The sequence below is a fragment of the Streptococcus ratti FA-1 = DSM 20564 genome (assembly GCF_000286075.1).
GTDB lineage: Bacteria > Bacillota > Bacilli > Lactobacillales > Streptococcaceae > Streptococcus > Streptococcus ratti.
The window spans coordinates 368800-394691 of record NZ_AJTZ01000005.1; the positions used below are offsets into that span (position 1 = coordinate 368800).

Here is a 25892-nt window from a genome sequence, read left to right on the forward strand (position 1 = left end):
AATGAGTTATTTAATAACACTCAGCAAACATGATTTATTCAGCAAATACTTTGGTGAAAAAGGCATGATTATTGTAGGCAGTCTCTTGAATTTTATAGGATTAGCAGTAGCCGTCTATACGCATCAGGATTGAACTAGGGAAATGTTTCAAGTTAGGCAAAAACGGATTCTCTGGCTCTGCGCCATCTTGATTTTAGCTGCTGTCAGCCCGCCTTGGCATTATCATTGGAAAGATTTTCCGGTAAGCTATTATTTATTGTTCACAACAGTATCGGTTTTCTGGCAGGAATACCTTACTTTTGGTCTTTTGCAGCAGTATTTGCAGAAGAAATATCTTTTAGGTGGCTAATTGTCTTTCTCCCGCTCTTGTTTACATCGGGACATTTTCTTTACCTTGCAACCAACCCATGATGGTCGTCTTGACTTTTGTAATGGCTATGCTTTTTACTTATTTGAGGGAAAAAACGCAGACCCTGCACTGGCTGATTTTCCTTCATTTACTATTTTATTTTGTGATGGCTTAGAGAAGCATTTTAGCATCAAAAAAATGTTTTTGCAAATAGGTGGAAAACACTGTGAAATAAAGGAATTATGCAAAATGCTACGGAAAGTAGCGATAGTTTTGGTGAATGTTATCAGTAGTTGCTTGTTTGCCTTCTTTCTTTTGATTAAACTTGGAGTGTTCATCAGCAACAAATGATTTTTAGGAGGAAAATGAAGATGACATTTGAAGCACGCTTGCGTGATTATCGTAAACAATTAGGGTTATCGCAAGAGAAATTAGCAGAGGAACTCCATATTTCCAGACAAGCTATTACCAAGTGGGAATCGGGAGCAGGAACACCAGACATTGCCAATTTAATGGCTCTTTCTGACTTCTTTCAGATCTCAATAGACCAACTACTCTTTGGAAAAGAAGCAAATGGACAATCGAAAGATTTTCGTTATGAAAGCAGTACGGAATATGATATTGATGGAAAAAAAGATTTTGATATGCACTTAGGCGGTGCCTATCAGGTTAGTCTGCAAGCTATAGAGAGCGAAAAAGTTAAGGTCAAGCTTCTCAGCAATAACTTAAATCAGTTGGAAGAATTCTTTAAAATTAAAATTGACGATGTTAAAAATAGCATTGATATTGATTTAAATAGGCTGGGGGATATGACAGAAGCTATTGCCAAGGAAAATTTAAGAATTGAAATCCTCCTGCCGGAAAAATACCTTGGGAAAATAGAACTTGCAGTCAACGCTCAAGAATTGCTGCTGACTAATATTTGCAGTCATCGTTTTGAACTGAGCGGAAAAGTTTCAGCGATTACTGTTGATGGCGGTGTCGGCGCAATGGAATTTGACAGTAATCTTGATATGTTTGTTAAGATTTTGTCTCATCAAGGTGAGATTGCTCTCAATCAGCTTTCGGCAACATCCAAGATTCAAGTGCCTAGAGATTATGTTTTCCAAGCTGTTAAAAAAGGGCTTGCCACCAAAATATTCTTTGAAGAAAATGGGAAAACAAGCGATGACTTTTCTATCCAAGATTGTGAAAATATCCTCGAATTAAATGGTTTTAAAAGCGAACTGGTTATTTCAAGAAATTTAAATGATTGAATGCTAACTATCTCATAATGGATATTATTAAAAACATGAAGGAGTTTTCTATGTCCCGTTCAGAAAAGGTCATTCTAACCAATATGTGCTTAGTTGAAGATGGAAAGGGTAATATTCTTATACAGTTTCGCGACCCTAAGCGCTACACTTGGTCAGGAGCTGCTCTGCCCGGCGGGCATGTCGAAGCTGGAGAATCTCTGCACGCTTCGGTTGTTCGTGAGATTTTTGAAGAGACCGGCCTGACCATTGCCAATCCCAGTTTGGTTGGCATGAAGCACTGGCATACCAAAGAAGGTATTCGTTATCTTGTCTTTTTGTATCGAACTCACGAATTTAAAGGGGAAATTCGCTCATCGGAGGAGGGAGAAGTGCGCTGGATAGCGCGTGAAGAATTGCCTCATATAAATCTGGCTTATGATTTGCTCAATTTGCTGCGCGTCTTTGAGGAAGATGAGCTCTCGGAACTTTTTTACAGTGAGCGTTTGCAGGATGACTTTGTCAGAGAATTTTGGTAATAGTTTTTTAGCTGTTTAAGCTAATAGCGAAGTGGACTAAGATATAATGTTTTTGGATTTTTATAAAAAAATGCTTGACAAATGCATAAATATGAAATATAATAATCCTATCTTAATAAAATTAGAAATTGAGGATTGTTATGAAAATAGTTAAAAAAGTTTTAGTAGGAGCTCTTACCGCTTTATCGCTGATCAGTCTTGCTGCCTGCAGCTCTTCATCCAAGGATGATTCTGTAAAAAAGATCGAAGACAAAGGGAAGCTTGTTGTTGCCATGAATCCTGAGTTCGCTCCGTTTGAATTCAAGACATTGGTTAATGGCAAAGATACCATCGTCGGAGCAGATGTTGAGATTGCTAAGGCTATTGCCAAAGAATTGGGTGTAAAAGTAGAATTTTCAGCCATGTCTTTTAACAATGTCCTGTCAAGTGTTCAGTCAGGTAAGGCTGATATTGCTATTTCAGGCATTTCGGCAACCAAAGAGCGTCAAAAGGTTTATGATTTCTCAGAAACTTATTACGAATCTGTTAATGTGGTGATTGTCAAAAAATCTGAGTTGGCAAAATATAAGAAAACTGATTCCCTGAAGGGTCTCTCCGTAGCCACTCAAAAGGGAAGCATTCAGGAAGATGTTGCCAAGAAACAATTGACAGGTGCTAAAATTATCTCTCTCGTTCAAAATGGTGAAATGATTAACGAATTAAAATCTGGCCAAGTTAACGGCGTTGTTTTAGAAAAGCCGATTGCAGAAGGCTATGTTGCTAAAAACAGCGATTTGGCTATTGCCCAAATCAAATTAAAATCCGGAGCATCTGATTCTTATGCTGTTGCCATGCCTAAGGGAAGCACCTCTCTTAAGAAAAGGGTGGATAAGGTCATCAAGAAGCTTAAGAAATCTAACAAAATTGATGCTTTTGTCAAAGAGGCCTATAACTTATCTGTTTCCAGCAAAGAATAAGAAAATGCTTTTTTGAGATAAACTTTCATGAACTATCACGATACCCTTCGGCAGGTGCTTGCGGATCTGCTGAAGGTTTTTAATTAATGGCAGCCTGACTTGCCTGTCCTTAATTTCTTGGCATTGACAAGTACCTATTTATTAAGTATTATCATTAGTAGGAAAAATAAGGAAGTCATACTGGAATTCACGTTTTAGAGTGGAAGAATGGCTGAATATTCATGAAAAGGAGGCTCTCTATGCTATTACCGGTGTGTCTGTCTCAGCTTTGATCATGGAGGCGTTTTTTGGCTGGTACACCAAGAAAGGATATTTTTAAATGGGCTCTATCAAAATTACCTCAGTGTTTGGGAGATTTTGATTAATAAAGGTTATAAATGTTATAACAGACTTATCAAATAGAAAAGAGAAAAAATGACATTAAAAAAATTATTGCTGACTTGCTTAAGCCTTTTGGCTGTGATTGCTCTGACTGCCTGCGGCGCTTCAAATGCAAAAGACATGCAGGATAAAGTGAAAGAGAAGAAGAAAATTGTTGTTGCTGTCAGTCCGGACTATGCTCCCTTTGAATTCAAGGCTCTGATTGACGGGAAAGATACCGTTGTCGGCGCTGATATCGAACTGGCTAGGGCGATTGCTGATGAGCTGGACGTCAAATTGGAAATCTCATCCATGAGTTTTGACAATGTTCTCTCCAGTTTAAAGACAGGAAAGGCTGATATCGCCATTTCCGGTCTGTCCTATACTAAGGAACGTGCCAAGGTTTATGATTTTTCAGATGCTTATTACGAGACTGAAAATGCTATCTTAGTCAGAAAGTCTGATTTTAATAAATACACATCGCTGGCTGCTTTCAACAAGGCCAAGGTTGCTGTGCAAAAAGGAACCATTGAAGAAGGACTGGCAAAAGACCAATTGAAGAAGTCGAATATTACTTCTCTGACTTCCATGGGTGAAGCTGTTAACGAACTGAAATCAGGACAAGTTGATGCTATTGATTTGGAAAAACCGGTAGCAGAAGGTTATATTTCTCAAAACAGCGATCTTGTTCTTGCGAAAGTTGCCCTGAAAACAGGTGAAGGCGATGCCAAAGCCGTTGCACTGCCAAAGGACAGCGGCAAATTAGTTAAGACAGTTAACAAGGTTGTTAAAAAGCTTAAAAAGGAAGGTAAGTATAAACAGTTTATCAGCGATGCAGTTAAATTGACCGGGCAGCAAATTGACTAAAAGGGACTTAATTTTGACTTTGGTTTTCAGCGGTCGTGAAAATAAATTTTAAAATAACCTGAAAATGTCTTGACATTTATTTCAACATTCTTGTATAATGTTTAAGAACGTGTAAATGTTACAATGAAATTGAGGGGAGTGAGATACATGTCAAAGACTGTAGTGCGTAAAAATGAATCACTTGACGATGCTCTTCGTCGTTTCAAACGTTCTGTAACTAAAGCTGGTACACTTCAAGAATCACGCAAACGTGAATTCTACGAAAAACCTTCTGTAAAACGTAAACGTAAGTCAGAAGCAGCTCGCAAACGTAAAAAATTCTAAAGTGATTATTAGTGAAAGGCTGAAACAAAGTTTCAGTTTTTTTATTTTGCCTTCAATTCAGCTAAAATATTCTTTAGATATATCATAATAAAAAAGGACTGTTAAACAGGAAGCGTCTTTAAAAACAGCCAATAAAAAAAGACAGCCTCAATATTGAACCGTCCCCAAAAGTCAGATGAAAAATCTAACGATTGGAATCAGCACAGCAAGGACTGTCTTTGTTCAAAAAGAGAAGCAGCAGCTCAACGATTGTTTAATCGTGATTGCTTCTTGATGTTTTTACTTTTGTTTTTCTAAAAGGGCTTTAATGTCTGCCAGCAGTTCAACTTCAGTAGGTTCAGCTTCAGCAGTATCTTCTTCTGTCTTTTTGGTAAGAGCCATTGCATGATTGGCAGCTTTAACAACGAAAAAGAGTGTTGTTCCTACAATCAAGAAGTTAATGACAGCACTTAAGAAATTACCATAAGCAACACCGTTCCATGAAAGGTCAGCAATTTTGTCTACACCAGCAGCTTTTAAAGCAGGATTCAGAAAGAGCGGTGTGATAACGTCTGAAACGAAGGATGTGATAATAGCATTGAATGCTGCCCCCATAACAACAGCTACAGCAAGTTCAAGAACACTTCCTCGGAACAAAAACTCTTTAAGTTCTTTAATCATTTCTTTTTTCCTTTCCTATTATTAGTTACTTATTATACGGGAAAAAGAGATATTTGACAATATATGTGCTTCACTTTTTTCAAAAATATGGTAAAATTGTAATGCTGCAAAAAATATATTTTCTGAAGGGAAGACAATGGAAAACAGAAGACACAAGAGAAAGGGGCTAGTTCGGAAAAGAGAAATCATCGCATTAGCTATTTTTGTTTCGTCGGCCGTTTTGCTTCTGGCGGCAACGAATTCTTTTAGGGTTTTGGCCAGAACCTTGAATCTAAAGCCTGTCGGAATTGCCCTTCCTTTTGTCAGTAAGGAAGCGAAGCAGAAATCACGATATGATTCCGGCCAAAAGGTTCAAATAAGTTCTGGTAAAAAGCTGGCAGATTATCAAAATTGGATTGGAACAATCAAGAAGGTCAAATCGACAGAGACATCACAGCGAAAATTAGCATACAGCTATGAAATTAAATTTGATAACGGACGCACCATCAAACACGTTCGGGAAAGTGATTTAGCCAAAACTAAGAAGTCAACCTACCATCAAGGGCAGGTCGTTAAGCTAAAATCGTCTGCCAAAGAGAACTTAAAAGGGCGCAGCTTGTCTGATTATCAGACATCGGCTGGCCGAGTTGACCAAGTCTCTTATAATCACAGCAGTGCTGCCGGCGGCTATAAATACGACATTACATTTGATGATGGCGGCAAGGTCACTGACATCCAAGAAGGGGATTTGGAGACTATTTACCAAGTTAAGCTAAAAGCAGAAAATAGTGCTGCTCAAAACAACGACGTTTTGAGACAGGCCTTTGCTTATGCTAAGGAGCACCCAGGCACCATTTTAGGCCTGCCCAGCGGTAAATTTAAAATCGGCAATCAGACACCAAACAAAGATTACCTTACCTTGGCTTCTAACACTGAAATCAGAGGTGATAATACGACACTTCTGGTTGAAGGAGCGGCTTACTGGTTTGCCTTAGCAACAGGGCCTAAGGCAACTGATGGGGTTAAAAATTTCACCATGCGCAACCTTAATATTAAGGCCAGCGATTTGGATAAGGGAAACCATTTTATGATTATGGCCAACCATGGCGATCATTGGCGGGTTCTTAACAACAGTTTTACCATGGTTCATAAAAAAGGCAGCCACGTTTTTGACATGGGAGGCTTGCAAAACTCCACTTTTAAGGGAAACCAGTTCACAGGCTATGCTCCAGAACTGGTTAATGCCAAGCAAATCGATGCTAATACTTCCCTTCACGATTATTATTCGGAGGCTATTCAGTTAGATGCTTCAAGTGACAACGGTGTATGGGACGGCGGCTTAATCAAGGCAATTGACCCTAATTACAGCAGTCACAATAAAGAAAAACAGCTCAGCCGAAATATTGTTGTTACTGATAATTCCTTTGTCCCTTATTATGACAGCAAAGGCAATATTAAAGCTTACAGCGGAAGCGTTGGTCAGCATTCCTCGGATGTAGGGCCGATTAAGATTTACAATAATGTCTTTAGCAATACTCTGGTTGGCCGGATTAGTGTTAATGAGAAAGATAAGCTTTGGCTGTTTAAAGCCGTTCATCTAAAGTTAGAACGCAAAGGTACTGTATACGATAATGATATAGACTAATTGCTGCTGTTAAAAAAATTCTGACAGGGCACCTTCTAAGCTGATTACAAAGATCAAGCTTAGAGGGTGCTTTTGTGCCTCTTTAATTTACAAAAAGTCCTAAAAATGTTATAATGAAAAGCAACGCTAAAATAGGGATTTTGATGTGGAGGTGATGATTTCTGGCTATTGATAAGGAAATGATTAACGACATTAAAAACAGCGTCAATATTGTTGATGTGATTGGTGAAGTTGTCAGTCTTTCACGGGCTGGCCGCAATTATTTAGGTCTTTGTCCCTTCCACAAAGAAAAGACGCCCTCGTTTAATGTTATTGAAGACAGGCAATTTTTTCACTGTTTTGGCTGCGGCCGCTCAGGTGATGTTTTTAAATTTTTAGAAGACTACCGCAATATCAGCTTTTTAGAGAGTGTTCAGGTGCTTGCTGACCGCGCTGGAATTAATATTACGGTTCAGGATAAGAGTCAGGAAACAAGGCAGGAGCACCCCAACCAACGATTTTTTAACATCAATGATGCTGCTAGCAAGTTTTATCAGGCTATTTTAAAGACGACCAAGATAGGCGAAACAGCCCGGCAGTATCTTTATGACAGGGGACTGACGGATGAGTTGATTGATTATTTTAAGATAGGTTTGGCTCCGGATGAACATGATTATCTTTATCAGGCTATGCTGAAAAAATATGATGAAGATACCATTATTAACTCTGGTCTTTTTAATCTGTCCGACAGCAATACAGTTTATGATGCTTTTAGGAATCGCATTATGTTTCCTTTGACGGATGAATTTGGCCACATTGTTGGTTTTTCAGGTCGGATTTGGACAGAGGCTGACAGTGCCAAGAAACAGGCAAAATATAAAAATACACGTGCGACGGCTGTTTTCAACAAATCTTATGAACTTTATCATTTGGACAGAGCCAAAGCAACTGCAAAGAAAGAGCATGAAATTTACCTTATGGAGGGTTTCATGGACGTTATTGCTGCCTATCGTTGTGGAATCAGCAATGCTGTTGCTTCTATGGGTACAGCGCTGACGCCGGAGCATGTGAAACATTTGCAGAAATTCACTAAAAAAGTGATCCTGACCTATGACGGTGACAGTGCCGGGCAGAAGGCTATTGCTAAATCTCTGGATATTTTATCGGATATGGCAGTGGAAATCGTCAGGATTCCCGGTCAGATGGATCCCGATGAGTTTATCAAGGAAAATTCTGCGGAAGAATTAAAGAAACTGCTGACACAGGCAAGGATCAGCAGCGTTGAGTTTTGGCTCCATCATCTAAAACCTGAAAATATTGATAACCTGCAGGCAGAGATTGATTATGTGGAGAAAATGGCGAAAATCATCGCAGCCTCCCCCTCAATTACTGCCCAAAATACCTATATCAATATGGTGGCTGAAGGTCTGCCGGACTTCAATTACCAGCAGGTAGAGCAGGCGGTTAATAATGAGCGCCTGCAAACGCGCTCGCAAAGAAGCGAACAGGCGCTCAGTCAGCCAATCAGGGCAGAGCTGCCCATGAGTAAGCATCTGAGTGCTGTGGCTAAGGCTGAAAGTCAGCTCTTTCACCGGATTCTTCACCATGGTTACCTTCTGAATGAATTTCGCAATCGGGATGATTTTAAATTTGAGACTCCGGAATTGCAGGAACTTTATCAGCTTTTAAAAACCAATGGTGAATTGAATGCTTATGATTTGTCTCAGCTTCCTGAGAAACTTCAAAATGCCTATTACCGTGTTTTAGAGGAAAATCTTCCTGAAGAGATTGCTGAGGGTGAAATCAAACAGCTGGAAAGCCGGCGAAATAAATACTTGCAGCAGCAAGAGATGCGAAAACAAAGCAAAACCATCCGTGAAAACAGTAATCACGGAGACATAGATACTGCAGTTGAGGGCTTGGCAGCTCTCATCGCTCAAAAAAGAAATATGGAATAGAGGAAAAATGGCAAGTAGTAGTAAAAAAACATCAAGTACCTTTAATGTTCAAGTGGCAGATTTTATTCGCAATCATAAAAAAGAAGGGGTTGCTGTTGACGATGAAGTTACTGAAAAACTCGTTATCCCTTTTGGACTGGAGGCCGAGCAAATTGACGATCTGCTGGAACGCTTGACTGACGGCGGTATCTCTATTACAGACAAAGACGGCAATCCTTCATCTAAGTATGCTGTTGAAGAGATTAAACCTGAGGAGCTGACTGATGAAGAACTGCTGGGCAGTAATTCTGCAAAGGTCAATGACCCTGTACGTATGTATTTGAAAGAAATTGGCGTTGTTCCTCTTTTGACAAATGAAGAAGAAAAAGAATTAGCTATTGCAGTTGAAAATGGTGATCTTGAAGCCAAACAGCGCTTGGCAGAAGCCAATCTGCGTTTGGTTGTCTCCATCGCTAAGCGTTATGTTGGCCGTGGTATGCAGTTCCTGGATCTTATCCAAGAAGGCAATATGGGCTTGATGAAGGCGGTTGATAAGTTCGACTACTCCAAGGGATTCAAATTTTCAACCTATGCAACTTGGTGGATTCGTCAAGCCATTACGCGTGCGATTGCGGATCAGGCCCGCACGATTCGTATCCCCGTTCACATGGTGGAAACGATTAACAAATTAGTACGCGAGCAGCGCAACCTTCTGCAAGAACTGGGACAGGATCCAACGCCTGAACAGATTGCAGAGCGGATGGATATGACTCCAGACAAGGTTCGTGAAATCCTGAAAATTGCTCAGGAACCAGTGTCTCTGGAAACACCGATTGGTGAAGAAGATGACAGCCATCTGGGGGATTTCATCGAAGACGAGGTGATTGAAAATCCTGTAGATTATACAACACGTGTTGTACTGCGCGAACAATTGGACGAGGTGCTTGATACGCTGACTGATCGGGAAGAAAATGTTCTGCGTCTGCGTTTTGGTTTAGATGATGGCAAGATGCGTACACTGGAAGATGTGGGCAGAGTATTCAATGTTACTCGCGAACGCATTCGTCAGATTGAGGCTAAGGCCTTACGCAAATTGCGCCATCCCAGCCGCAGCAAGCAGCTGCGTGATTTTGTAGAGGATTAAAAGGAGAGGGAACTATGGCAGAAGCAAACTATACTCCCGAGGAAGTCACAAAAATTAAAGACAGAATCCTTGAAGCTTTGGAAATGGTTATTGATCCAGAATTGGGCATTGATATTGTCAATCTAGGACTTATCTATGACATCCGTTTTGATGACTCAGGCCATACTGAAATTGATATGACCTTGACTACCATGGGCTGTCCTTTGGCAGATTTGCTGACGGATCAGATTTACGATGCCTTAAAAGACGTGCCCGAGGTTCTTGATGTTGATGTTAAACTGGTTTGGTCACCGGCCTGGTCAGTTGACAAAATGAGCCGCTATGCACGGATTGCTTTGGGGATTCGTTAGGGTTGTTGCATCGTAAAAAGGATAATTTTTATTTTTTCTAGTGTAAAATAGAGACAAAGCATTTTTAAAGGAGAATACGAATGATTTTAATCACAGGAAGCAATGGTCAGTTGGGTACAGAATTACGCCATCTGCTTGACGAACGCCATGAAGACTATGTGGCTGTTGATGTTGCAGAAATGGATATTACGAATGCAGACAAAGTGGATGAGGTTTTTTCACAAGTGCAGCCCAGTCTTGTTTATCACTGCGCAGCCTATACAGCTGTTGACGCTGCAGAAGATGAAGGCAAAGAGCTGGACTATGCGATCAATGTGACAGGAACTGAAAACATTGCTAAAGCCTGTGAAAAATACGATTCAACTTTGGTTTATATATCGACAGACTATGTCTTTAATGGTCAAAAACCTGTCGGTCAGGAGTGGGAAGTTGATGATCAGCCCGATCCAAAAACAGAATACGGCCGGACCAAACGCCTAGGTGAAGAAGCCGTTGAAAAATATCTCAGCCATTTCTATATTATCCGCACGGCTTGGGTTTTTGGCAATTACGGAAAAAACTTTGTTTTTACCATGCAAAATTTAGCTAAGACCCATGATACGCTGACGGTCGTAAATGATCAGCACGGCCGTCCGACCTGGACCCGTACTTTGGCTGAGTTTATGACTTATTTGGCTGAAAATCAAAAAGAATTTGGTTATTATCATCTTTCAAATGATGCCGCAGAAGATACAACTTGGTATGATTTTGCCCTTGAAATCTTAAAAGATACAGATGTTGTTGTAAAACCTGTAGATTCCAGTCAGTTTCCGGCTAAAGCTAAGCGCCCTTTAAATTCAACGATGAGTTTAAAAAAAGCAAAAGCAACCGGTTTTGTTATTCCAACTTGGCAGGAAGCCCTGCAGGAGTTTTATAAGCAAGATGTGAAGAAATAAGGTGTCAAAAACGTCTTCATTAAATCTTTGTAATATTGTAAATGACAGCAGGTTTAAGCCTGCTGTTTCTTTTCGCAAAATTCCGTGAAATATGCTATAATGATATGGATTGTATTGTTAAAATGGGGGAATAGAGTTTGCGTCATGTATTCATCATCGGAAGCCGAGGATTGCCGGCTAAATACGGCGGTTTCGAGACTTTTGTAGAAGAATTGGTTAAGCATAAACAGTCACAAGAGCTGATTTATCATGTGGCCTGCCTCAGTGAAACTGACCACCATAAGCATTTTACCTATCTGAATGTTGATTGTTTTACAATCAAAGCTCCTAAATTAGGACCTGCCAGAGTGATTGCCTATGATATGATGGCCATTAGCTACGCTTTAAAATTAATTAAGACCCAAAGTATTGCAGCCCCTATTTTTTATGTTTTAGGCAATACAATAGGCGCCTTTATGGCACCTTTTGCTAAAAAGATTAAGGGGATAGGCGGGCAGTTTTATATTAATCCAGACGGATTAGAGTGGCGCCGTTCTAAATGGTCTCGTCCCGTACAGTCTTATCTGAAATATGCTGAAAAATGCATGACAAAGTGGGCAGACTTGGTTATCTCAGATAATATTGGAATCGAAGACTATATCAAAAGGACCTATCCTTGGTCAAAGACCGTTTTCATTGCCTATGGAACTGATACGTCACCATCCGGGCTGAGTGCAGATGTTCCTAAAGTCCAAGAATTTTACGAGCGGTGGGGGCTTAAGAACAAGGATTATTATTTAATTGTTGGCCGTTTTGTACCTGAAAACAACTATGAGACGGCTATTCGAGAATTTATGACATCGACAAGTAAACGCGATTTAGTCATTATCTGCAACCATGAAGGAAATGTCTATTTTGAAGAATTGAGGCAAAAGACTGCTTTTGATAAGGATCCGCGCATTAAATTTGTCGGGACGGTCTATGACCGCGATTTACTGACCTATATTCGCGAGCATGCTTTCGCTTATATCCACGGACATGAAGTTGGCGGGACAAATCCCGGATTGCTGGAGGCCTTAGCCCATACTGACTTGAACCTTGTCTTAGGTGTTGATTTTAATCGCTCGGTTGCACGGGATGCCGCTTATTATTGGACTAAAGACACAGGCAGTCTTGCGCATTTGATTGAACAGGTTGACAGACAGGCTGATTTTTCAGAATATGGTCAAAAAGCCAAAGAGATTGTTCACAGCCATTACACATGGAAAAAAATTGTAGGAGAGTACGAGGACTTATTTTTGCATGAAAATTAATATTGTAATGTCTGCCTACAATGGTCAGGAATTTATCGCAGAACAAATTAGGAGCATTCAGCAGCAGACCTTCAAAGATTGGAAACTGCTGATCCGCGATGACGGCTCAACTGATGACACACCAAAGATTATTGCAGACTTTGCACAGCAAGATTCCCGTATTCATTTTATAAATGCTGCTGAGCGTATTAACTACGGTGTGATTAAAAATTTTTATACGCTAGTTAAATATGAAAAGGCTGATTATTACTTTTTAAGCGACCAGGATGATATTTGGCTGCCTAATAAATTAGAACTGTCTTTGGCAGAAGCACAAAAATATGACAATGCGAAGCCTCTGATGGTTTATACTGATTTGAAGATTGTTGATAAACATCTGCAGGTTTTGCATGAGAGCATGATTAAAACACAGTCTCATCATGCAAACCAGACACTGCTACAGGAATTAACAGAAAATACAGTAACCGGCGGTACAGCCATGTTTAACCATACTTTAGCTGAAAAATGGAAGGTTTACGATGGCATTCTTATGCACGACTGGTATCTGGCATTGCTGGCTGCTGCTTTAGGAGAATTGGTCTACATGGAAGCTGCGACAGAACTTTATCGTCAGCATGAGAGCAATGTTCTGGGAGCGAGGACCTGGTCTAAGCGTTTAAAAAATTGGCTGCAGCCCCATAAACTGCTTGCCAAGTATTGGTGGCTGATCACATCCAGTCAAAAACAAGCTGCGTATTTATTAGACTTGGATCTGCCAAAAGATAAGCGCCAGTTGGTGACAGCTTATGTTGAGCTGCTCAATCAGCCATGGCTGCAAAGACGGCATGACCTTAAAAAATACGGCTTTGCTAAAAACAGAGCTTTTCATACCTTGATCTTTAAAACCTTAATTACAACAAAAATCGGCTATAGTCACTATCTAAAAAATGGCTATCAGGCATAGGAGAATATCATGGACTTACTTAGTAAGAAGAATCGTATCCTACTAAAAGAACTTATTAAAACAGATTTTAAACTGCGCTATCAAGGCAGCGTCATCGGTTACCTTTGGTCAATTTTAAAACCTTTGCTGCTGTTTATGATCATGTATATGGTCTTTATCCGTTTCCTGCGGTTGGGCGGAGATGTTCCGCATTTTGCTGTGGCGCTGCTCTTGGCCAACGTTATCTGGTCTTTCTTTACCGAGGCAACCAGCATGGGAATGGTCTCTATCGTAACCCGCGGTGATCTGCTGCGTAAACTGAACTTTTCAAAATCTATCATTGTACTGTCAGCAGTCTGCGGAGCCTTGATTAACTTTGGTATCAATTTAATTGTGGTGCTGATTTTTGCCTTGGTCAACGGAGTTCACATCGGCTGGTCAGCTCTTTTGTCTATTCCGCTCTTTTTTGAGCTCTTTATCATGGCTTGGGGAGTAGCGCTACTCTTGGCAACTCTCTATGTTAAATTCCGTGATATCGGCCAAATCTGGGAAGTTATCCTGCAGGCTGGCATGTATGCAACGCCAATCATTTATCCTTTAACCTTTATCACTAATCAAGGAGCTAAGGGAGTGCTTGCTGGTAAAATCATCATGCTCAATCCTTTGGCGCAGATGATTCAAGACCTGCGTTACCTTTTGATTGACAAGGCCAATCTGACCATCTGGCAGCTGATTAATCACTGGTGGTATTACGCTATTCCTTATGTGCTGCCTTTTATTATTTTTGGCATAGGATTAGTCGTTTTCAATCGTAGTTCTAAGAGATTTGCGGAGATTCTATAATGACAGAAAAAAATAATATTGCAGTAAAAGTTGACCATGTCAGTAAGTATTTTAAGCTGCCTGTTGAATCAACAAACAGCTTGCGTACGACTTTGGTTAACCGTTTTAAAGGCGTTAAAGGCTATAAGAAACAGCATGTTCTGCGTGACATCAATTTTGAAGTGGAGAAGGGCGATTTCTTTGGAATTGTCGGCCGAAATGGATCGGGAAAATCCACGCTTTTAAAAATCATTTCACAAATTTATGTACCTGAAAAAGGCTCTGTCAGCATTGATGGGAAACTGGTTTCCTTTATTGAGCTGGGAGTTGGTTTTAATCCTGAGTTGACAGGCCGCGAGAACGTTTATATGAACGGGGCTATGCTGGGCTTTTCAACTGAAGAAGTAGACGCCATGTACGACGATATCGTGGAATTTGCTGAACTCAAAGAGTTCATGAATCAAAAGCTCAAAAACTACTCCAGCGGTATGCAGGTTCGCTTAGCTTTCTCGGTTGCCATCAAGGCTCAGGGAGATATCCTGATTCTTGATGAGGTTCTAGCTGTCGGTGATGAAGCTTTCCAACGTAAGTGCAATGACTACTTTATGGAGAGAAAAGAAAGCGGCAAGACGACGATCCTTGTGACCCATGACATGGCAGCTGTTAAGAAGTATTGCAACAAGGCTGTTTTAATTGATGATGGCTTGATCAAGGCTTATGGCGAACCTTTCAATGTTGCCAATCAATACAGTTTTGACAATACCGACAAGGTTGTTGATGACAGTGGTGAGATGATTGAGGCAGATGCCGATAAAGAACAAGTCACGCATGTTGAGCATTTGGCGGTTAAGCTCCTGTCTGACAATCCTATGACCCCTAAAGATAAGATTAGGTTTGAGATTTCTTATGATGTGCTCAATGATGTTCCAACCTATATTGCCTTGTCATTGACAGATATTGACCGCAATATCTGGGTTTACAATGACAATTCCATGGATTATAAAACATCAGGTGCCGGTCATAAATCGGTCGTCTATGAATGTGATATTGCGCATTTAAATGATATTAAACTGAAATTGGAAGTGACTGTTCGTGATGACGATAATCAGATGCTGGCCTTCTCTGATGCCAAGCAAACACCGATTATTGTTGTTCACCGTGATGACATTGAAGCAGATGATCTTTCAGCTTTGGATTCAGCCAGCGGGCTTTATCAGCGCAATGGTCAGTGGCAGTTTGGATAAGATAAGGAAGAAGTATGAAGGTTTCCATTATTTGTACTAATTTTAATAAGGGAGATTGGATCGCAGAAGCTATTGAAAGCTTTTTGGCCCAGCAGACAGATTTTCCATTTGAGATTATTGTCGTAGATGATGCTTCAAGCGATCATTCAGCGGAAATTATGCGGCAGTATGGTGAGCGCTATCCCGATAAAATTAGGCTGTTCTTTAATGAGACCAACAAAGGCATAACGAGAACCTGGCTTGATATTTGCAAAGAGGCTAAGGGTCAGTATATTGCCAGATGCGATGGCGACGATTACTGGACAGATAAGCTTAAACTCCAAAAACAGGTCGAACTTTTAGAAACATCTCCAGAATCTAAATGGTCTAACACGGACTTTGATATGGTGAATTCTAAGGGGGAAGTTACTCAAAAAGACGTACTGAAAAATGGCATTATTCCTTTTATGGATTCTTATGAAAAAATGCTGGCCTTAAAAGGCATGACTATGGCTTCAACCTGGCTTGTGGAAACCGAGCTGATGTTAGAGGTAAACAGTCAGATTAACAGTGATGCTGTTGATGATACTTTCAATATTCAGCTGGAATTATTCCGCAGGACAAAGCTGGCTTTCTTGGAAGACTCAACAACCGTTTATCGAATGGATTCCGAATCTGATTCCCGAACAAAGGATTCCACAAAGATAAGGGAACGCTTTGACAAACTTTTGGCCACGCAGCTGGAGTATATTGCGAAGTACCCTGACAGTGACTACAAAAAGATTTTAGAATTTTTACTGCCTCAGCACAATGAATTTGAAAAAGCCCTGGCTCAGACGGGTGAGAACAGCTGGGACAATCAGCAGATTACCATTTACTTGGATCGCGGCAGCGAACAGCCTTTTTCAGAAGAAGACTGTCTGCATTTTCCCTTGGAGCATTCAGGCAGTCTTCAGCTGAGCTTTGCAGAAGATGTGCAAAAAATCCGCATTGATCTGTCTGAAATTCCAAGTTACTATCGCAAGGTTTCTTTGATCAATACCCAATCTGATACGGAATTGCTGCCGGCTTGGACCAATGCTAAGGTGGTTGACGAAGCTTACTATTTTGTCGCTCCTGATCCTCAGATTATCTATGAGATTCCTCAGCAAGCAGGCAGAGACTTTCAGCTGACCTATGAATGGTTCAATGCTGACAGACCCAATCAGCCTGACTTCGTTGCTAATAGTTTAGCAGAAGACTTAGCGGCGGCAAGAGCGGAATTAAAAGAAGTTCTGTCCTATAAGCATCAGTACCAAAAGACTGCCTCTGAAAGGGATCAGTACCGCCAGCAGCTCAATGAAATGACCAATCGTTACAATGCGGTTGTTCATTCTCGCCGCTGGACTATTCCGACAAAAATTATCAATCTATTCAGGAGAAAGAAATGAAGCGTCTGCTTTTGTATGTCCATTTTAATAAATATAATCGCCTTAGTTCACATGTCATCTATCAGCTGACGCAGCTAAGATCGCTGTTTTCTAAAATTGTTTTTATCTCAAACAGCGAGCTTGCCTCAGCCGATTTTGATAAGCTGAGAAAAGAGCAGCTGATGGATCATTTTATCCAGCGTCAAAATTCTGGTTTTGATTTTGCCGCTTGGCACGATGGTATGGTTTTTATTGGTTTTGATGAACTAAAAACCTATGATTCCATTACTACTATGAACGACACCTGCTTTGGTCCGCTTTGGGATATGGCGCCAATCTATCAGAAATTTGAAGCTGATCAGGCTGTGGATTTCTGGGGACTAACTAATAACCGTGCCACCAAAGCCTTTCGTGAGCATATTCAAAGTTATTTTATTTCTTTCCAAAAGCCAGTTATAAACAGCAGTGCTTTCATGAACTTCTGGGAAAATGTAGGGGAGTATCAAGATGTTCAAGAGGTTATTGCTCACTATGAAACACAGATGACAACTGTCCTTTTGGATGCCGGATTCAGATACGGTGTGGTTTTTGACACGCGAGAAGAAGATGCCAGCCAGCTCTTGCATGCAGATTTCTCCTACTATCACCCGACAGCCATTTTAAACCACAAGGTTCCCTTCATTAAAGTTAAGGCAATTGATGCCAACCAGTCTATAACACCTTATCTTTTGAACGATATTGAAAGCCGCTCATCCTATCCGATTGACCTTATTGTGTCTCACATGTCAGAAATTAATTATCCTGATTTCAGCTATTTGTTAGGTCATAAGTATATCAAAAGAAAGCCGACGGTTGACTTGAGCAATCAAAAGATTGCCGTCCATCTTCATGTTTTTTATGTGGATTTGCTGGAAGAATTTTTAAGCAGTTTCACACATTTTCATTTTGCTTATGATCTGTTTATAACGACAGACTGTGAAAGTAAAAAAGAAGAAATTCTGGATATTTTGCATCAGCATAACAATCAGGCGCAGGTCTTTGTAACAGGCAATATCGGCCGCGATGTACTGCCCATGTTAAAATTAAAAGCAGAGCTGTCCCAGTATGATTATGTCGGTCATTTTCATACCAAAAAATCCAAGGAAGCCGACTTTTGGGCAGGTGAGTCTTGGCGCAAGGAACTGATTAGCATGCTGGTTAAACCGGCGGATACCATTCTTTCAGAGTTTGTTCGCAATCCCAAAATTGGTTTAGTCATTGCAGATATCCCTACTTTCTTTCGCTATAATAAGATTGTTAACGCTTGGAACGAGCATTTAATTGCACCGGAGATGAATGACTTATGGCAAAAGATGGGAATGAGCAAGTCCATTGATTTTGAAACTTTTCAAACCTTTGTCATGAGCTACGGTACCTTTGTCTGGTTCAAATACAGCGCCTTAAAGCCGCTTTTTGACTTAGATTTGACCGATAAAGATGTGCCTTTAGAACCTCTGCCGCAAAATTCAATTTTACATGCCATTGAACGGCTGTTAATCTATATCGCTTGGAATGAGCATTATGATTTTAGAATTTCTAAGAATCCTGTTAATCTGACACCGTTTATAGACAACAAACTGTTAAATGAGCGAGGAAACTCAGCACCTCATACCTTTGTTGATTTTGACCATATGGGAGGAATAAAGGGAGCCTTTAAATATATTTTTATCGGACCTGCCAGAGCAGTCAAATATATTATCAAACGCTCTCTGCAAAAGATAAAATCATGAAAAACAATCTAAAAAATATTAATTGGGTAAAGATAGGCTATAGTTCACTTTTACTTCTTTCCATCTTTGGCATTAATTTTTTGACACTTAATAACAGCATCCTCAGTGATTTGGGACAAGCAGGCAAAAACATTCTGAGCCATCTTGGTTTTATGCCGTTTATCTTTGTAATTTCACTTGCCATCATTGCTTTTGATTTAGTCCGCAACATATCTTGGAAATTTGTGGGAAAGCTAAGTCTGGGCTATATCATTTATTTGATTGTTGCTTATTTTTTGCTGATTACCCGAAACCTTAATAATGAAAAGTTTAAATTATGGGATTTAGAAGGCAACGGTTTTTGGCAGGTTGATTTTTTACCTATACTGATCCCGCTGGTTATTTCTGCCTTTTTGATAAAGGCTCTGTTTGACTACCTGAAACCCAAACGTCTTAGAGGTGAATTACTCAAGGACTGTCAGACCTCCAATCTTTTGCTTGCAGGCTTGCTTGCCTCTGTTGCTGTTAATGATGGGCATTACATCAGTATCCTGCGTGAAGGTTTTATAAATTCAATTAAAACCAATCAATTTAATGACTACCTGCATAATGTTATCATAGCTTTGGTACTTTCCTTGATAGGTCTTATTTTAATATCTTACACAGCCTTTCAGGCGGGAAAAGATATTATCCAGAATCAGCCGAGCTTATCTTTAGCTTTTACAACCAGCGCTTTACTAGCAGTTATATTTAATTATACTTTGCAACTGGGAGTGGAAGATGATGCGATACTGCTGGGAAAGTACGTTTTTCCTGGGGCTACACTCTATCAGATTTGCCTTTTATTGGTCGTTTATCTTTTTGTATACTGCTTGATTAATAGGTATTTAATATCAACTATCATAATTGTCTCATCTGGTATTGTGATTTCAGTTGTAAATGCTGTTAAAGAAGGTATGCGCAGTGAGCCTTTATTAATTACTGATTTCGTTTGGTTGCAGCAGGTTGATTTATTAGTCAGCTTTGTGAATATAAAGTTGGTTGTCTATACAGTCTTATCTCTTTTGTTAGCTGTATTAATCTATCTATTTTTAAGAAAAAGAATTTTTCCAGGAAGGATTATCAATCGTAAAAGAATCAGATTCGTATTATTAACAGCTCTTGCTTTTTTGTCAGTATCGGTTTTTACTGTTTTTCGAAATGAGAGAGATGCTAAAATTGTAAATGGAATACCTATTATTTCTAAAGTCAATAACTGGTATGATATTAATTGGATGGGCTTTTCAACCAGTGCACGCTATAAATCATTGATGTATGTCTGGACTAAACAACTGACTAAATCAATCATGGATACTCCTAATGATTATAGCCAAGAGAAGATGAATGAGGTATCAAAAAAATACACTAAATTGGCTAAGAAAATAAATCAAAGTCGAAAAGAGAACATTTCTGATCAAACAGTTATTTATCTCTTAAGTGAAAGTTTCTCTGACCCCAACAGAGTAGATGGAGTAACACTGTCGCGGGAAGTTATTCCTAACATCAAACAAATTAAGCAAACTACTACAAGCGGTTTGATGAAGTCAGACGGCTATGGCGGAGGCACAGCTAATATGGAATTTCAGGCCTTAACCGGTTTGCCGTTTTATAATTTTTCATCTTCTGTTTCAGTTTTATATACTGAAGTTGCTCCAGAAATGTCAATATTCCCTTCACTCAGTAGTCAATTTAAATCGAAAAATAGATTAGTGCTTCATCCTTCAGGAGCCAATAATTATGGCAGAAAAAATATTTATAAAAATCTTGGATTTAGTGATTTAGTCTTTACGACTGATTCAAAAGATAAGTTTTCAAATAAAAAATTTACAGGTGTCAGTGTTAGTGATGAAACGCTCTATAATAATATTCTTCAACGTTTAGATACCACACAGAATCAATTCTTTTCAGCCATAACAATGCAGAATCATGTACCATGGTCAGTGTCAGATCCTGCTGATGTTTCTGGTTCTGGCAAAGGGTTTACGGATGGGGAAAATAATAATTTATCAAATTATGCAAGGCTTTTGACTCACACAGATAACTCAACTAAAGCCTTTCTGGATAAGTTATCAAAAATTAATAAGAAAGTTACCGTCGTTTTTTATGGGGATCACCTTCCAGGTTTTTATCCAGACAGTGCTTTTAGTTCTAATGCCGAGAGTAAATACCAAACTGATTACTTCATTTGGAGCAATTTTGAAACCCCAAAGATGAACTATCCGTTGGTAAATTCAAGTGATTTCACTGCCGAATTACTTAAACAGACGAATTCGAGGGTATCGCCTTATTATGCACTCTTGACAGAAGTTCTAGATAATGCTAGTGTTGATAAGAAGAAACTTAATAAAAATCAAAAAAAAATAGCAGAGGATTTGAAATTGATTCAATATGATATAACTTTGGGGAAAGGGTACATCTTAAAACATAAAGACTTTTTTAAGATAGGAAAAAACAATGACTAAGTTATTAAAATTTGGAAACACTATTTTCTTTATACTGGCTTTCTTTTGGTTTTATTTTTCTATTTATTTTTTATTTCAGTATATCAATATTGATTATGTAAATTTAAAAGGATCTATTGCTAAATCACTTGTTATCTTTGTCATTCTCCTTTTTTTAGCATTTTGGTTTAAAGATTCTTTTATAAAGATAGTAAAAAAAGCAACTCATTTTTTGGTCACTAATAAAATTTATGTTTTTGCTGCTATGTTTATTTTTCAGCTTGTTATACTATTAACTAGTTTGGGACTTGCTTCGGCAGATACAACAATCGTGTACAAAATTGCTACAGATGCTGATTTTGCCTCTAAAAGTGATTACATATCTACCTATCCCAATAATTTTTTGCTAGTGGTTTGGATGAAACTTAATTACTTCTTGTTTAGAAGAAATGTAATTTTTGCTTTAGCTTGTTGGAATATTCTTTTTATTGATTTTTCAATATTGCTTAATTATCGTATTCATAAGAAAGTTTTTAATGAAGCTATTGCAAATGTCTCTTTTATGATATTAACGCTGATTATTGGATTATCTCCGCAGCATATTTACACCTATTCTGATTCCGTTACTTTATTTTTACTAAGTTTGTTTTTATATACTGTAGTATATATTAAGTTTTCAAAAAGAAATTTCTGGCTGCCGGCTTTATCAGGTATTATTCTAGCCTTTGCTTACGGATTTAGACCCACAGTTATGATTTTTATCATTGCCGGAGCTCTTGTTTTGCTAAATAACTTACTTTCAGATACTGGGCGGCGTTCTGTTATAAAAGGTGCAAAATTACTATTAATCGGACTTGTTTTATTTGTTTTTGTCAATCGAGGGATGTCCTATATCATTAAGCATCAAAAAGCTGTCAATTACGAACCTAAACAGAGTCGCACACTGCTATATTTTGTTGATTTAGGGCTGACATATTCAGGCAATGTTCATTCTGATATTTCTGAAAAAGTAAGAGAATCAGAAGGAATGTCTAGAAATAAATTAGCACTTGCTGAAATTAAAACTAGACTTCATCAATATAAATTTAATACTTTTGTAGGGCATCTGTTCTATAAGTATTATTGGATTACCGGTGAGGGCATGTTTGGTTGGTATCAAGAGAGGGTTTTAAACGAAAATCAAAGACTGAAGGTTCCGTGGCTAAAAAAAATTCAAGATACAAAATTTGCTTCCTTGGTAAGGACCTACGTTTATGTAGAAGGAGAAAATTATTTCTTTTATAATCTATTTATGCAAATTGTTTGGATAATTATCTCATTTGGTCTTCTTCTCAGTGCATTTTTCTTTAGTGCCAAAAACTCATACCAACTTTGGATGCAGATAGCATTGTTTGGGGGATTAATATTTTTAATGATTTTTGAAGGCGGAAGAACCCGATATTTAATTCAGTTTTTACCTGCTATTGTTACCATGTCTTCAATTGGTTGGTATCATCTATATGAGAAAATTCAGAACAGGATAAAGGAGATATCTTGATGAAAAAAAATCCTATTTTATTTATAGTTATTCCTTGTTACAATGAAGAAGAAGTATTACCTATAACCGTTCCTGAGTTTTTAAAGAAGTTAAATGATTTAATTGAAACAAACAGAGTTCATCATGATAGTAAAATCTTATTTGTTGATGATGGTAGCAAAGATTCAACATGGGAAAAAATCATGAATTTTGCTGCTGATTATCCACAAATTATCGGAATAAGACAAAGTAGAAACAGAGGACATCAAAATGCTGTTTATGCTGGTTTGATGGAAAGCAAAGATAGAGCAGATATTACTATCTCAATTGATTGTGATGGTCAAGATGATATTAATGCTATGGATAAAATGATTGCAGAATATGAAAAAGGTTCTGAAATTGTTTATGGTGTTAGAAACGACAGAGAAACAGATACTTTCTTTAAGCGTACGACTGCCCAATCATTTTATAAAATGATGGAGTTTATGGGAGTTGAAAATATCTATAATCATGCTGACTACCGTTTAGTTTCTTCCAGAGTCTTAAAAGAATTTGCTAATTTTAAAGAAGTCAACCTCTTTTTACGTGGGATGTTTCCGCTTGTAGGTTTTAAGAGTACTTCTGTTTACTATAAAAGATTTGAACGACTGGCCGGAAAAAGCAAATACCCTATTAGCAAAATGTTAAATTTAGCTTTTGAAGGGATTACTAGTTTGAGTGTAAAACCAATAAGGTTTGTTACTTTTTTGGGAATATTTGTCTCTGTCATAAGTTTTTTGATTATTATATGGATATTTATAGCTTATTTTACTCATAAAACGGTTTCGGGCTGGGCAAGCAATGCTACACTGATCTCTTTCTTTTGTGGAGTACAGTTAATTTGTACTGGGATTATCGGAGAATATGTTGGGAAAATATATTTGGAAGTTAAAGGCAGACCGAAATATATTATCAGTGATAGAACTGAAGAATGATGTTTAAATGTATCAATTTTTTAGCTAAATTGTGTTGAATTTTATGCTCCATGTGACATTATGAGAAGCTATTTAGGCTTTTTATGATGTCACATGGAATTTTTTGTGAATTAAAAAACTGCTATTCCTTTGAATGTATTCACACATTAAAGGAGTGGCAGTTTTTTATTTATTATGCAGGTATAAATTTCCATTTTTGTGCCAAAGTGCCGTTTCGCACGTAGAGCTGTACATTAGTTCCTGCTTTTGCAGATCCGCCTGCGACATCTAGCAGCATGTTTTTATGTTTGGATACAATTTCAAAAAATCCTTTTTTAGAACTTTCTTTGATAATCCACTGCTGTGCTTCAGACTTATTAGGACTATAGATAACCACATTAGTTCCATTGTAGCTGCCATTGCCAACGGCATCTAAAGCTTTTCCAGATTTTTTGGCCGTTATAGAATAGTAGCCGTTATTTAAATATTTTACTGTAAAAGTTTGATTAGAATCTGATAGATTAGGATAAATTTGAACATTTGTATTATCAGCTGTTCCAGCTGCAGCAACATCTAGTCCCATTTTTTCATTTACTGCAGAGACAATGTGGTAAACACCATCAGGCAATGTTCTTTTAGCATCTGAATCTACTGCTATGAATCTAAATTTTTGAGCATTGGCTCCATTGGGCTCGTACATTTGAATATTAACGCCATTAGCTACCTTTCCGCCACTAACATCCAAACTTAAACCGCTTCTGCGGGAAATAATTTCAAAAGTATTATTTGGTCCATTTTGTTTTAAAATCCATTGTTGAGCTGCAGAACCATTATAATCCCATAATTGCACATTCGTCTTAATGTCGCGAGAAGCGCTTGCAACATCAATAGATTTTTTCGTGTGTTTATGAATCAGCTTATAATATCCATTGCCTAAATAAGAAACGGTAAATATTTGTGAAGGATCTGAAGCATTTTTATAAATTTGAATATTAGTACCGTTAGCAGAAGCAGCACCAGCCACATCTATTCCATAATTTGGATTTGCTGCTAAGACGATGTGATAGTCACCGTTTGAAATGGTTTGCCCCACTGAAGCAGACAGCTGGTCAACATTGTAACGTTTAACATTTGGTACCGGTGTTCCCTTTAAATAAACATAACCTAAGAAAGTTCGTGCTATATTAGGCACTTGTGATTTAGAGTAATTTCCGTAAGATACGCCTGTATATCCATTCCAAGATGCTCCATAGACTCCCCCTTGAGAGATGGCAACAGTGTTTCCATTGACGTTTTCAACGAAGGCTGCATGGCCATAATTTTCATATCCAGATACTGTTGTGTAGCGCCAAATTGCAAGAGCATACTTAGCAGGTTCGCTTCCCTTAGGATAATTGAGGGTATACCACCAGTTTGAGGCACCGGCTACTCCGCTTGGAGAAGTTCCTGTAGATGGGAGTGTAATCCCTAAGAGGTCTTTTACTCGGTGATTACACCATAAAACACACCCTCCATTGCTGTAATCACGGTTGTAATAAGCACTAACAGTGGTTTTACCCGATATCTTAACTGTTTTGCTGCTGCTTGTTTGGGGTAGTGGTGTTTGCTTATTAAAGCTTTTGTTATCTGAGATGCTCCCAGAAGTATTTTTTTGAGGAAGCGTAGTTTTATCAGAAACTGCAGTTTGTTCTTTTAGAGTATCTCTTTCTTTTGTTACAGTAGGTTGTTCATCAATTTGTTTCTGGTTAGTTTGATCTGAGACTATGTTTGGACTATCATTTTGTGAAGTAACATTGTCTGCTGAGGTTGTTTCACCATCACTTGAAGTATTATTAATTACTGTAGAGGGAAGTGGAACTTCAGAAGTAGAGACGTTATTACTGGATTCCGTTGTTTTTTCTGTTACAGTTTCTTCATTAATTGTCTCCGTTGAAGTTACTTCTGCTTCAGTAGTCAAAGGTGTTGGCGGTAAACCTGTTTCATCATCTGCATAGGCAGTTATAGCAGCGGACGAGGCAGCTATTCCCATAGCTACTGCAGCAAATCCTGCTAAGGCCAATTTATTGAAATTGGTCTCTTTTTTGATCTTATGCTTAAGCATCTTCTTTCTACTTTTCATAAGATTAACCTCCTTATATTTTTATATTATATTTCGGATAATTAATAATTCGAAAAGACAGCAGTGATGGTAAAGTTCATGAAAAAAATTATATTAAATTATTTAGAGTTATTGGTTTATTCACCTAATATTTAATCAACCTTATTATAAAA

General features: G+C 38.5%; 22 protein-coding genes and 1 pseudogene. 21 read left to right on the plus strand and 2 right to left on the minus strand.

Annotated features, from left to right (window positions below; translation table 11 throughout):
- The first annotated feature begins 1 nt into the window (after position 1).
- The 7 genes and pseudogenes from SRA_RS10485 to rpsU all read left to right on the plus strand — a co-directional run bounded on the left by SRA_RS10485 (position 2) and on the right by rpsU (position 4627).
- Complete coding sequence (locus SRA_RS10485; RefSeq protein ID WP_263641519.1) at positions 2 to 133, plus strand: hypothetical protein; 132 nt, start codon at positions 2 to 4, stop codon at positions 131 to 133.
- Between the two features lie 9 nt (positions 134 to 142).
- A pseudogene (locus SRA_RS03820) lies at positions 143 to 391 on the plus strand (hypothetical protein); the annotation flags it as partial.
- Between the two features lie 323 nt (positions 392 to 714).
- Entirely contained in the window at positions 715 to 1605 is an 891-nt protein-coding gene (locus SRA_RS03830) for a helix-turn-helix transcriptional regulator (RefSeq protein WP_126417922.1), read from the plus strand.
- 50 nt (positions 1606 to 1655) lie between these two features.
- Positions 1656 to 2120: an 8-oxo-dGTP diphosphatase gene (locus tag SRA_RS03835; RefSeq protein ID WP_003087850.1), complete on the plus strand. Its 465-nt coding sequence runs from the start codon at positions 1656 to 1658 to the stop codon at positions 2118 to 2120.
- Positions 2121 to 2260: 140 nt separating this feature from the next.
- Positions 2261 to 3076 (plus strand): transporter substrate-binding domain-containing protein, encoded by an 816-nt coding sequence (locus SRA_RS03840; RefSeq protein WP_003087855.1) that lies wholly within the window; start codon positions 2261 to 2263, stop codon positions 3074 to 3076.
- Positions 3077 to 3490: 414 nt separating this feature from the next.
- Positions 3491 to 4303 (plus strand): transporter substrate-binding domain-containing protein, encoded by an 813-nt coding sequence (locus SRA_RS03845; protein WP_003087862.1) that lies wholly within the window; start codon positions 3491 to 3493, stop codon positions 4301 to 4303.
- Positions 4304 to 4450: 147 nt separating this feature from the next.
- Positions 4451 to 4627 carry a 30S ribosomal protein S21 gene (gene rpsU, locus SRA_RS03850; RefSeq protein WP_000048058.1) on the plus strand — a complete coding sequence of 59 codons (177 nt, stop codon included), beginning with the start codon at positions 4451 to 4453 and terminating at the stop codon, positions 4625 to 4627.
- 279 nt (positions 4628 to 4906) lie between these two features.
- Here the strand turns inward: rpsU and mscL are convergent, their stop codons facing one another.
- Positions 4907 to 5287 carry a large conductance mechanosensitive channel protein MscL gene (gene mscL / locus SRA_RS03855; RefSeq protein ID WP_003087866.1) on the minus strand — a complete coding sequence of 127 codons (381 nt, stop codon included), beginning with the start codon at positions 5285 to 5287 and terminating at the stop codon, positions 4907 to 4909.
- 136 nt (positions 5288 to 5423) lie between these two features.
- Between mscL and SRA_RS03860 the strand changes: the two genes are divergently transcribed.
- From SRA_RS03860 to SRA_RS03925, 14 genes are all read left to right on the plus strand, one after another.
- Positions 5424 to 6911 carry a hypothetical protein gene (locus SRA_RS03860; RefSeq protein ID WP_003087867.1) on the plus strand — a complete coding sequence of 496 codons (1488 nt, stop codon included), beginning with the start codon at positions 5424 to 5426 and terminating at the stop codon, positions 6909 to 6911.
- Positions 6912 to 7090: 179 nt separating this feature from the next.
- Positions 7091 to 8848: a DNA primase gene (gene dnaG, locus SRA_RS03865; protein ID WP_003087870.1), complete on the plus strand. Its 1758-nt coding sequence runs from the start codon at positions 7091 to 7093 to the stop codon at positions 8846 to 8848.
- A gap of 7 nt (positions 8849 to 8855) precedes the next feature.
- The gene (rpoD, locus tag SRA_RS03870) at positions 8856 to 9971 is read left to right on the plus strand and encodes an RNA polymerase sigma factor RpoD (RefSeq protein WP_003087872.1); all 1116 of its coding nucleotides are present in this window, start codon (positions 8856 to 8858) and stop codon (positions 9969 to 9971) included.
- Between the two features lie 14 nt (positions 9972 to 9985).
- A complete protein-coding gene (locus SRA_RS03875; protein WP_003087874.1) occupies positions 9986 to 10321 on the plus strand; it encodes a metal-sulfur cluster assembly factor in 336 nt (111 codons plus the stop codon).
- A gap of 80 nt (positions 10322 to 10401) precedes the next feature.
- A complete protein-coding gene (gene rfbD / locus SRA_RS03880) occupies positions 10402 to 11256 on the plus strand; it encodes a dTDP-4-dehydrorhamnose reductase (RefSeq protein ID WP_003087879.1) in 855 nt (284 codons plus the stop codon).
- 137 nt (positions 11257 to 11393) lie between these two features.
- Positions 11394 to 12548 carry a beta 1-4 rhamnosyltransferase Cps2T gene (gene cps2T / locus SRA_RS03885; RefSeq protein ID WP_003087882.1) on the plus strand — a complete coding sequence of 385 codons (1155 nt, stop codon included), beginning with the start codon at positions 11394 to 11396 and terminating at the stop codon, positions 12546 to 12548.
- Positions 12538 to 13491 carry a glycosyltransferase family 2 protein gene (locus SRA_RS03890; RefSeq protein ID WP_003087884.1) on the plus strand — a complete coding sequence of 318 codons (954 nt, stop codon included), beginning with the start codon at positions 12538 to 12540 and terminating at the stop codon, positions 13489 to 13491. Before cps2T ends, SRA_RS03890 begins: the two co-directional genes overlap by 11 nt.
- A 9-nt stretch (positions 13492 to 13500) precedes the next feature.
- Complete coding sequence (locus SRA_RS03895; RefSeq protein WP_003087886.1) at positions 13501 to 14313, plus strand: ABC transporter permease; 813 nt, start codon at positions 13501 to 13503, stop codon at positions 14311 to 14313.
- Positions 14313 to 15536, plus strand: coding sequence for an ABC transporter ATP-binding protein (locus tag SRA_RS03900; RefSeq protein WP_003087887.1), 1224 nt, complete (start codon positions 14313 to 14315; stop codon positions 15534 to 15536). The genes SRA_RS03895 and SRA_RS03900 overlap by 1 nt, the downstream gene beginning before the upstream one ends.
- Positions 15537 to 15550: 14 nt before the next feature.
- Complete coding sequence (locus SRA_RS03905) at positions 15551 to 16945, plus strand: glycosyltransferase family 2 protein (protein ID WP_003087889.1); 1395 nt, start codon at positions 15551 to 15553, stop codon at positions 16943 to 16945.
- Positions 16942 to 18693: a rhamnan synthesis F family protein gene (locus tag SRA_RS03910; RefSeq protein WP_003087891.1), complete on the plus strand. Its 1752-nt coding sequence runs from the start codon at positions 16942 to 16944 to the stop codon at positions 18691 to 18693. Before SRA_RS03905 ends, SRA_RS03910 begins: the two co-directional genes overlap by 4 nt.
- The gene (locus tag SRA_RS03915; protein ID WP_003087892.1) at positions 18690 to 21173 is read left to right on the plus strand and encodes an LTA synthase family protein; all 2484 of its coding nucleotides are present in this window, start codon (positions 18690 to 18692) and stop codon (positions 21171 to 21173) included. Before SRA_RS03910 ends, SRA_RS03915 begins: the two co-directional genes overlap by 4 nt.
- A complete protein-coding gene (locus SRA_RS03920; protein WP_003087894.1) occupies positions 21166 to 22689 on the plus strand; it encodes a glycosyltransferase-like membrane protein in 1524 nt (507 codons plus the stop codon). Before SRA_RS03915 ends, SRA_RS03920 begins: the two co-directional genes overlap by 8 nt.
- On the plus strand, positions 22689 to 23642 hold the full coding sequence (locus SRA_RS03925) for a glycosyltransferase family 2 protein (protein WP_003087896.1): 954 nt from the start codon (positions 22689 to 22691) through the stop codon (positions 23640 to 23642). Before SRA_RS03920 ends, SRA_RS03925 begins: the two co-directional genes overlap by 1 nt.
- 172 nt (positions 23643 to 23814) lie before the next feature.
- Here SRA_RS03925 and SRA_RS03930 read toward each other — a convergent pair whose 3' ends face one another.
- Complete coding sequence (locus SRA_RS03930) at positions 23815 to 25740, minus strand: RICIN domain-containing protein (RefSeq protein WP_003087897.1); 1926 nt, start codon at positions 25738 to 25740, stop codon at positions 23815 to 23817.
- Positions 25741 to 25892: the final 152 nt, after the last annotated feature.